The sequence below is a fragment of the Isoptericola sp. NPDC055881 genome, from assembly GCF_053615895.1.
Genome location: NZ_JBSHCR010000104.1, coordinates 1 through 9,418 on the forward strand (window position 1 = coordinate 1; position 9,418 = coordinate 9,418).

Here is a 9,418-nt window from a genome sequence, read left to right on the forward strand (position 1 = left end):
GGGGGGGGGGGGTGGGGGGGGGGGGGGGGGGGGGCCGGGGGGGGCGGGGCGGGCGCCCGGCCGGGGCGAGGCGTTCCTCCTGCAGGGCGGTGACTGCGCGGAGACGTTCGCCGACGCGAACGCGACCCGGATCCGCAACAAGGTCCGCACCATCCTGCAGATGGCCGTGGTCCTCACGCACGGCGCGAGCACGCCCGTCGTCAAGATGGGACGGCTCGCGGGGCAGTACGCCAAGCCCCGGTCGTCGGACCTCGAGACCCGCGACGGCGTGACCCTGCCCGCGTACCGCGGCGACATGGTCAACGGGCACGAGTTCACCCCCGCGTCCCGCACGCCGGACCCGGTGCGCCTCGAGCAGGCGTACCGGATCTCGTCGGCGACGGCCAACGTCGTGCGCGCCTTCACCCAGGGCGGTCACGCCGACCTGCGGCGCGTGCACGAGTGGAACCGGGGCTTCATGCGCAACCCGGCCTACTCCCGGTACGAGCGCACCGCCTCGGAGATCGACCGGGCGATCCGCTTCATGGAGGCCTGCGGGGCAGACTTCGACGCGCTGCGCTCTGTCGAGTTCTACCTCAGCCACGAGGCGCTCATCCTCGACTACGAGCGCGCCCTCACCCGGGTGGACGCCCGCACGGGCGAGGCGTACGCGACGTCGGCCCACTTCCTGTGGATCGGGGAGCGCACCCGCCAGCTGGACGGCGCGCACGTCGAGTTCCTGTCGCGGGTGGCCAACCCGATCGGCGTCAAGCTGGGCCCGACGACGTCGCCCGACGCGGCGCTCGACCTCGCGGCGCGGCTCAACCCGCGCAACACGCCGGGTCGGCTGACCTTCGTGACCCGGATGGGGGCCGGCAAGGTGCGTGACGTGCTGCCCGACGTGGTGGAGAAGGTCACCGCCGCAGGCGTGTCCGTCACGTGGGTGACGGACCCGATGCACGGCAACACCATCACGTCGGAGAGCGGCTACAAGACGCGCCGCTTCTCCGACGTCCTCGACGAGGTCACCGGCTTCTTCGAGGTGCACCGGGCGCTGGGCACCGTGCCGGGCGGCCTGCACATGGAGCTCACCGGCGACGACGTCACCGAGGTGCTCGGCGGCAGCGAGGAGATCGACGACGCCGGCCTGGCGCTGCGATACGAGACGCTGGTGGACCCGCGCCTCAACCACCAGCAGTCGCTCGAGATGGCCTTCCGCGTCGCCGAGATGCTCACCGGCCGGTGACGGGAGCCGCTACCAGACGGTCAGCGTGACGGTGCTGCCCTTCGGGGCCGTGCCGGTCGTGTCCTGGAACCGCACGGTGTCGAGCAGGCCTCCCAGGTAGGCGTTCTCCTCGACGCGGAAACCGGCCCTCTCGAGCGCCGCTCGGGCTGGTCCGGTCCGCTTGCCGACGACGTCCGGCACCTCGACCAGCGGCGGACCCAGGGAGATCGTCAGGGTGACGGTGTCCGTGCGGTGCGCCGTCGCGCCCTGCTCGGGGTCCTGCGCCAGCACGTGCCCCTTCGGCACGTCCTCGTCGTACTCCGGGTCGCCGATCGTCACCACGAGCCCGAGCGCCTCGAGGTCGGCGACGGCGGCGTCCTTCTCCTTGCCGACCTCCTGCGGCACCTGCACCGGGGCAGGGCCGTCGGAGACGGTCAGCGTCACGACCGTGTCGTGCCGCTGGCGCGTGCCCTCGCCGACCGACACGTCGAGGACGGTGCCACGGTCGGCCTCGTCGTCGTACGCACGCTGGGGCGCACCGACCGTGAACCCCGCACGCTTCAGCGCGGCGGTCGCCTGCTTGCGGCCCGCACCCACGAGGTCGTGAGGGACGGTGAGCATCTGCACGCCCCGCGAGACGACGAGCTCGACCGTCCCGTCGGTGCGCACGCGGTCGCCCGGGGCAGGGACCGTCGTCACGACGGAACCCACCGGGACGTCGTCGTCGAACGCCTGGGTGGACGTGGTGTCCAGGCCGGCCCGCTCCAGAGTGGTGCGGGCGTCGTCGGCCGGCACCCCCGCCACGCCGGACGGGACCGACGTCCATGCCCCGGGGCCGTCGGCGAACCACCACCAGGTGCCGAGCCCGCCTCCGCCGAGCACGAGCAGCAGGGTGAGCGTCCACGCGATCGCGCGCCGACGGCGCGACGGACGCCGGTAGGCCTCGGTGGGCTGCTCGACGAGCCGATCGGTGGGCTGGGAGGGCGCGCTCGCGGACACCTCCTGGAAGAACGCCGTGGGGATCTCGTCGACCGCGTCGGTGCCCTCGGTGCCGTCGGCGCCCGGGTCGCGCTCGGGCGCGTCGTCGGCGGGCGTCTCGACCGGCGGCTCTGCCCGCCGGGCCAGCAGGTCGGGGGCGATCGACGCGCGCAAGGCCTCGAGGGCCTCGAGCGCCGCCCCGGCGTCCGGCGGCCGGTGCTGCGGGTCGCGCGCCGTGAACGACGCGACCAGCGCGTCGAATCCCTCGGTGAGCCACTCGACGCGCTCGGACGGGGCGGGGTGGTCCTCGTGCACGTGGTGGAAGGCCACCTGGATCGGCGTCTCGCCCGGGTAGGGGAGGGTACCGGTCACGAGCTCGTACGCGAGCACCCCGACGGCGTACACGTCGGTGCGGGCGTCGCAGCGGCCGCTGGTGACGACCTCGGGGGCGAGGTAGGCGACGGTGCCGAGGACCGTGCCCGTCGTGGTCGTGGTGACCTCTGTCACCGCCCGTGCCAGACCGAAGTCCGCGACCTTCACCCGGCCGCCCGCCGGTACGTCCCCGTCGCCGACCACGAGCACGTTCTCGGGCTTGACGTCGCGGTGCACGAGGCCCTTGCGGTGGGCAGCCGCGAGGGCGGCCAGCACCTGCGCGAGGACGTCGAGGGTGCGGTCGAGCGTCAGGGCGCCCGCGTCGTGCAGCTCACGGCGCAGGTTCGTGCCCGGCACGTACTCCATCGCGAGATAGCTGGTGTCCTCGTCGACGCCCTGGTCGTAGACCGCGACGACGCCCGGGTGGGTGAGACGCGCCGCGGCGCGCGCCTCCCGCCGGAACCGGGACACGAACGCGGCGCCGTCCACGCCGTCGGCCAGGTGGGGGTGCATCACCTTGACCGCCACCTCCCGGTCGAGGCGCCGGTCGGTGGCCCGGTAGACGGTGGCCATGCCCCCGCGCGCGACGCGCGCGACGATCTCGTACCGCCCGTCGACCAGGCGGCCGAGCATCGGGTCGGTCGTCGCGATGGCCACGCGACGAGTGTAGGGGCGGCCGCATCGGGCGGCCCGTAGGCTTGCCGCGTGAACGACACCGCACCCCCCGTGCCCGGCACCTCTGGCGAGCGCGACGACGACCGTACCGACGACCGAACCGACGACCGCGCCGAGGACCGGGCCGCGCTCGACTCCCTCGTGGACGAGTGGCTGACCCTGCCCGACGTCGCGGAGGCGCTCGGTATCGCGGTGAGCAAGGTGCGGGGGCTGGTCGATGACCGGACGCTCGTCGGGATCAGGCGGGGCGAACGGCACACGCTGCAGGTGCCCGCCGCGTTCCTCGTCACCGACGGCGACGCGCCGCACGTCCTCCCGACGTTGCGCGGCACGGTGCTGGTGCTGTCCGACGTGGGGCTCGACGACCCGGCGATCCTGCGCTGGCTGTTCGAGACCGAGCCGTCGATCGGGAACGCGCCCATCGCGGAGCTGCGGGCCGGACGTCGCGCTCAGGTGCGCCGGGTCGCCCAGGCGCTGCTCTGACCGGCCGGGGGGAGCGGTCGCCGGCCGCTGCCCCCTGCGGCCTCGGCCTCGGGCGGCGTCTCAGGCCGCGCGGTCGACGGCGGCGCGCGCGAGGTCCAGCAGGACGGTGCGTCCGGGCTCGGCGAGCTCCGCGTCGGAGAGCGCGGCGAGCGCGTCGTCCGCCAGGGTGTCGATCAGCGTCTCCACGCCGTCCAGCGCCCCGGAGCCCGCGATGACGCCCCGCAGCCGCTCGACCGTCGCGGCGTCGAGGGCAGGGTCACCGAGCCGCGCGACGACGAGGTCGCGGTCGGCCGGGCTCGCGGCCGCCATCGTGCGGGCCACCAGGACGGTGCGCTTGCCCTCGCGCAGGTCGTCCCCCGCGGGCTTTCCCGTCACCGAGGGATCGCCGAACACGCCGAGCACGTCGTCACGCAGCTGGAAGGCCTCGCCGAGCGGCAGGCCCGCCGCAGAGATCGCGTCCACGCGAGCAGGGCCGGCACCGGCGAGCAGCGCGCCCAGCACGAGCGGGCGCTCCACCGAGTAGCGGGCCGACTTGGCCCGCAGGACCGCCCGGGCGCGGGCCTCGTCGGCGACGGGATCGAGGCCCCACGCCTCGGCCTGCACGAGCACGTCGAGGTACTGCCCGACGACGACCTCGGTCTGCATCGCGTCGAACAGGCCACGTGCCTCCGCGGCACGGTCGTCCGGCAGGGCCGCGGCCGCGTCGGCGATCTCCCGCTGGCACGCCACCAGGCACAGGTCGCCCAGCAGGATGGCGGCCGCCGTGCCGAACCGCTCCGCGGAGCCGGTCCAGCCCGAGGCGGCGTGGCGCGCCTCGAACGCGCGGTGCGCGGTCGGCTCGCCACGGCGCGTGTCGGAGGCGTCCATGACGTCGTCGTGCAGGAGGGCGGCGGCCTGGAACAGCTCGAGCGCGGCACCGGTGCGGACGACGGCGTCGCGCTCCGGCCCTTCGGCCGCACCCCCGTGCGCCCGGAAGGACCAGTAGCAGAACGCCGCCCGCAGCCGCTTCCCGCCGCGCAGCAGGACCCCGGCCTGGTCGGTCAGCGCGGTGGCCGGGGCCCCGATCGCCGCCACCTCTGCTGCCAGGTCGGCGAGGTGCTGCTCGACCCGGGCGTCGACGTCGTGGCGGAGGTTCTCGAGGTCGACGACGGAGGGTGCGGTGGGCATGTCGACAGCCTATGCGTCCGCCACCGGGACGTGGGCCGCAGCCGTTCAGCCGACGACGACCGAGCCGCTCACGGTCACCAGGCGGCGTTCGCCGTCGTCGAGCACGCCGACCGTGACCGACTCCATGACCGGGTCTGAGTCCCGCGCGCCCTTCTTCTTCCCCGGCGTGGTCTCGCGGCCGAACGTGGTCTGGGCGGTGAGCCCGGTGAACGTCCCCGACTCGGACTCGGTGAAGCCCGCCTTGCGCAGGCGCTTGGCGAGCTGGTCGATGACCTCCTGGGTGCTGCGCGGCGTGCTGAGGTTGAGGGTCACGTCGGTGAGGGACCCCTTGTCGGGCGTCGCGGAGCTGGCGAGCACCGTGGCGTCCTGCGGGGCACCGAGCAGCTTCTCCGGGAACCCGGGGGCGTAGCCCCCCACCGCCGTGTCGGGGTCGAACGTGGGCAGCGCCGCCGCGGAGCCCGGGTCGGGGCTGGGCGTCGCAGCAGGGTCGTCCGCGCCGCGCAGCCCGACGCCCGAGCCGTCCTCGCCGGTCGCGGACACCTCGTCGCCCGGGGCGCCGCCGCCGCCGCCGAGCACCCCGCACCCGGACACCGCCAGGAGGGCGGCGAGCGTCACGACGGCGGTGCGGGCCCGCGCGGCGGGAGCAGGACGACGGTGCGTCGGGCGGAGGAGCGTAGGCACGGCGACCACCGTAGCGGCCCACGTGCCGTGGGCCGACGAGCCCGTGGACCACTCGACGGGATGCCGGGGCGAGGACGTGCCCCCGCGGTTCGGGGACGGGATCATGCCCCCAAGGACGCGCCGTCCACAAGGGACGACTCGCCGCACCTCCGCGCGGCCCTGGTCGGATGGGATCGGGTCATGGAAGCCGCCTACGCCACCTCTCGTTCCGGGGAGCCCGACTCCCCGTTCGACCTGCCCGTCGTCCTCCGCTCGTCCCGGGACCTGCTCGCCGCCGTGCCCTACCTGCTCGGCTTCCGGCCACGGGAGTGCTGCGTCGTCGCCTGCGTGACCCGCGAGGGGCAGGTCGGCCTCGTCGCGCGCACACCGCTCGGCGACCCCGGGGGACCGGCGCCGGAGGCTCGCGCGGTCGCCCGTGCCGCCGCGAGGGCCGGGACGTGCCTCGCGGTCGTGGTCGTGTGCACGGCGCGGCCCGCGGCGACGGTGCGGGCGGACGCCCGGGTCATGGTGTCCGCCCTCGAGGAGGTGCTGGACCCGCCCGCCGACGTGGAGGCGTGGCTCGTCGGTCCGGACGGGTACCGCGGGCTCGACTGCGCCGAACCGGCCTGCTGCCCTCCGCAGGGCCGACCTCTGGGCGAGCTCGAGCACGGCGAGGTCGGCGCAGCCTTCGTCGTCGCGGGGCGTGCGGTCGCGCCCTCGGAGCAGGAGGCCCACCGCATCCGGCGTCCGTCCGCCACCCTGCGCGACCGGGTGGCGAAGGCGGCCGCCCGCGCCGAGCGTGCCCGGCTCGCCGCCCGGAACGACGGCTCGCCGGACCGCGCCACCGTCCGCTGGCGGGAAGGGTCCTACGACGCGTGGTGCGCGCTGCTGCGTCAGGCGGCCGCCGAGCAGCACGATCACCTCCCGGGCGAGGTGGCGCTGCCGCCCGCGCGCCTCGGTCGGCTCGCGGCGGCGCTCGCGGACGTCCCGGTGCGGGACGCCGTGCTCCTGTCGCTCGTGCCCGGCGGGCGCGAGGCGGCGGCCAGGACCGTCGGCACCGCGTGTCCCGGCGGGACCGGTGACGTCGAGGTGGACGGCGGCGCCGGGCCGGCGGCCGACGTGGAGGTGGCGACCGCCCGGGCGATCGCCCGGGTCGTGGACCCGCGGGTGGGCGTGCCGCCCGACGCAGCGACCGCGGACGCCGCCCGCCTGGTTCTCGAGCAGGTGGTCGGCGGGGCGCCACGCCGGTGGCACGCGGCACCGCTCGCGCTGCTGGGGTTCCTCGCGTGGTGGCGCGGTGACGGCTGCCTCGCCGGGCGGCGGGTGCGCGAGGCCCTGCGGCAGGATCCGTCGCACCGGCTCGCCGCGCTCCTCGCCGGTGTGCTCCAGGCGGCGGTGCCGCCGGGCTGGGTCGCCCCGCCGGGCGGCACGAGCCCGAATCCGCCCGAACGCACGGAGACCGGACCGTGACCGGCTCGTGATCGGACGGTGGCTGCGGCCGGGCCGGTGACCGGCACCGGTGTCGGGTAGCGTGCCCCCATGGCGATCGTCGTCGGACTCCTGAGCACGGCCGAGGGACAGGCGGCACTCGCCGCAGCGAAGCGTGAGGCACGCGAGCGGTCGGTCCCGCTCACGGTCGTCGCGTCCAAGGGTGACGGAGGCGCCGAGCGGCAGACGCTCGAGGAGGACCTGGCGGCCGACGGCCTCCCGTACTCCGTCGTCGCCGGTACCGGGGACCTCGCGGACGACCTGGTGCGGACCGCCCAGGAGGCGGGCGCCGAGCTGATCGTCGTGGGACTGCGCCGGCGCAGCCCCGTGGGCAAGCTCATCCTGGGTTCGGGCGCGCAGCGGATCCTGCTGGAGGCTCCGTGCCCCGTGCTGGCGGTGAAGCCGTGACTCCGCCTCGCGCCGCCACGCCGGTGGGTGTGCCTGTGGGTGTGACGCTCGTGACCGTCGGGCCCGTGCGCGCCGTGCCACACCCGTCGAGCCGTTCCCGGTGTTCCCCGCGGTACGGCGGGAATCTTCGTGGCGTCTCGCGCGTTGAGCCAGCACCGGAGACCGGACGACGTGGGTACCCGAGCGGGCGCGGGAGCCTGTGGTGCCCCACCGTCGCGGATGTCGCCGGTACAATAGAGATGTCCGCCTGAGCCACGACAGTCCGAGTCGGAGGCCTTGACGGCGGTGCACCGTCCCCTCGAATGCCGAAAGGTCGGTTTGTGGCGTCCACTGCGCAGAACCCTGCACTTCCCCGCGAGTTCGAGCACCCTGCCCTGCAGGGCCTGCTCGCTCGAGGCACCGCCGACGGCCGGGTCGACGCCGAGAGTTTCCGTGCTGCCTGCGAGGACGCGGCGGTGGCGGACCCGAAGCGCCTGAAGGCTGTCCTGCGCGCCCTCGCGACCGCAGGCGTCGAGATCGGCGTGCCCACGGCCGCCAAGGTCGCCGCCGCCAGCACGAGCCGGAGCACCGCGACGCGCGCCAAGGCGCCGGCGGCCCGGTCCGGGGCGGTCAAGACCTCCACGGTGAAGTCGGCGTCCGCCAAGCCGGCGGCCGACGAGGAGCCGGACGAGACCGCAGCCGCGGCCAAGAAGCCCGCGGCGCGCTCGGCCGCGTCGAAGTCGGCCTCCGGCACCGCGGCCAAGGGCCCGAAGACGACGCGCGGGCGCAAGGCGGCGTCGAAGGACGAGCCCGGCCCGGACGACATCGAGGACGTCGAGCTCGACGAGGACGCGACCGACGTGGCCGACGACGAGCAGGAGACCGAGACGACCGAGCGCTCCACCAAGAGCGCCAGGACCGCTGCCGGCAAGGACGGCAAGGGCGAGGACGAGGAGACGGGCTTCGTCGTCTCCGACACCGACGACGACGACCAGCCCGCGCAGCAGGTCGTCACCGCCGGCGCCACCGCCGACCCGGTCAAGGACTACCTGAAGCAGATCGGCAAGGTCGCGCTGCTGAACGCGGAGCAGGAGGTCGAGCTCGCGAAGCGCATCGAGGCCGGCCTGTTCGCCGAGGAGCGGCTCTCCAAGGACTACGCCGACTACGACAAGACGAAGGCGAGCGCCGACGAGCGTCGGATGTACCGCGACCTGCGGTGGATCGCGCACGACGGCAAGCGCGCCAAGAACCACCTGCTCGAGGCGAACCTCCGGCTCGTCGTCTCGCTGGCCAAGCGTTACACCGGCCGCGGCATGCTGTTCCTGGACCTGATCCAGGAGGGCAACCTCGGTCTCATCCGCGCGGTCGAGAAGTTCGACTACACCAAGGGCTACAAGTTCTCGACGTACGCCACGTGGTGGATCCGGCAGGCGATCACGCGCGCCATGGCCGACCAGGCCCGCACCATCCGCATCCCGGTGCACATGGTCGAGGTCATCAACAAGCTGGCCCGCGTCCAGCGCCAGATGCTCCAGGACCTGGGCCGCGAGCCCACCCCGGAGGAGCTGGCCAAGGAGCTGGACATGACCCCCGAGAAGGTGGTCGAGGTCCAGAAGTACGGTCGCGAGCCCATCTCGCTGCACACCCCGCTGGGCGAGGACGGCGACAGCGAGTTCGGTGACCTCATCGAGGACTCCGAGGCCGTCGTCCCGGCCGACGCCGTGAGCTTCACGCTGCTGCAGGAGCAGCTGCACCAGGTGCTCGACACCCTGTCCGAGCGCGAGGCGGGCGTCGTCTCGATGCGTTTCGGTCTCCAGGACGGCCAGCCGAAGACGCTCGACGAGATCGGCAAGGTCTACGGCGTGACGCGCGAGCGGATCCGTCAGATCGAGTCCAAGACGATGTCGAAGCTGCGCCACCCCAGCCGGTCCCAGGTCCTGCGGGACTACCTGGACTGATCCGGGTGACGTGCAGGGCCCCGGTGCCGGTCGATCGACCGGCACC

The 9,418-nt window shown here is 74.6% G+C and carries 8 protein-coding genes; 5 read left to right on the forward strand and 3 right to left on the reverse strand.

Annotated elements, in window-relative coordinates:
• A partial coding sequence (locus ACWGKI_RS19725; RefSeq protein WP_452189276.1) for a 3-deoxy-7-phosphoheptulonate synthase class II occupies positions 1-1,225 on the forward strand: 1,225 nt, incomplete at its 5' end.
• A gap of 9 nt (positions 1,226-1,234) precedes the next feature.
• Here the strand turns inward: ACWGKI_RS19725 and pknB are convergent.
• On the reverse strand, positions 1,235-3,211 hold the full coding sequence (gene pknB, locus ACWGKI_RS19730; RefSeq protein WP_452189278.1) for a Stk1 family PASTA domain-containing Ser/Thr kinase: 1,977 nt from the start codon (positions 3,209-3,211) through the stop codon (positions 1,235-1,237).
• 48 nt (positions 3,212-3,259) lie between these two features.
• Here pknB and ACWGKI_RS19735 point away from each other — a divergent pair, with 48 nt between their 5' ends.
• Positions 3,260-3,712: an Rv2175c family DNA-binding protein gene (locus ACWGKI_RS19735; protein WP_380244876.1), complete on the forward strand. Its 453-nt coding sequence runs from the start codon at positions 3,260-3,262 to the stop codon at positions 3,710-3,712.
• Between the two features lie 60 nt (positions 3,713-3,772).
• On the opposite strand, the gene ACWGKI_RS19740 is transcribed toward ACWGKI_RS19735, so the two are convergent.
• Both ACWGKI_RS19740 and ACWGKI_RS19745 read right to left on the reverse strand, forming a co-directional pair.
• Complete coding sequence (locus tag ACWGKI_RS19740; RefSeq protein WP_452189280.1) at positions 3,773-4,879, reverse strand: polyprenyl synthetase family protein; 1,107 nt, start codon at positions 4,877-4,879, stop codon at positions 3,773-3,775.
• A gap of 45 nt (positions 4,880-4,924) precedes the next feature.
• A complete protein-coding gene (locus ACWGKI_RS19745; RefSeq protein WP_452189282.1) occupies positions 4,925-5,560 on the reverse strand; it encodes a hypothetical protein in 636 nt (211 codons plus the stop codon).
• A 180-nt stretch (positions 5,561-5,740) separates the two neighbouring features.
• On the opposite strand from ACWGKI_RS19745, the gene ACWGKI_RS19750 reads away from it, so the two are divergent.
• The 3 genes from ACWGKI_RS19750 (at position 5,741) to ACWGKI_RS19760 (ending at position 9,372) form a co-directional block, all read left to right on the forward strand.
• A complete protein-coding gene (locus tag ACWGKI_RS19750; RefSeq protein WP_452189284.1) occupies positions 5,741-7,009 on the forward strand; it encodes a DUF4192 domain-containing protein in 1,269 nt (422 codons plus the stop codon).
• A gap of 69 nt (positions 7,010-7,078) precedes the next feature.
• Complete coding sequence (locus tag ACWGKI_RS19755) at positions 7,079-7,435, forward strand: universal stress protein (protein WP_452189286.1); 357 nt, start codon at positions 7,079-7,081, stop codon at positions 7,433-7,435.
• Positions 7,436-7,755: 320 nt separating this feature from the next.
• Positions 7,756-9,372, forward strand: a complete 1,617-nt coding sequence (locus ACWGKI_RS19760; RefSeq protein ID WP_452189288.1) for an RNA polymerase sigma factor — start codon at positions 7,756-7,758, stop codon at positions 9,370-9,372.
• Positions 9,373-9,418: the final 46 nt, after the last annotated feature.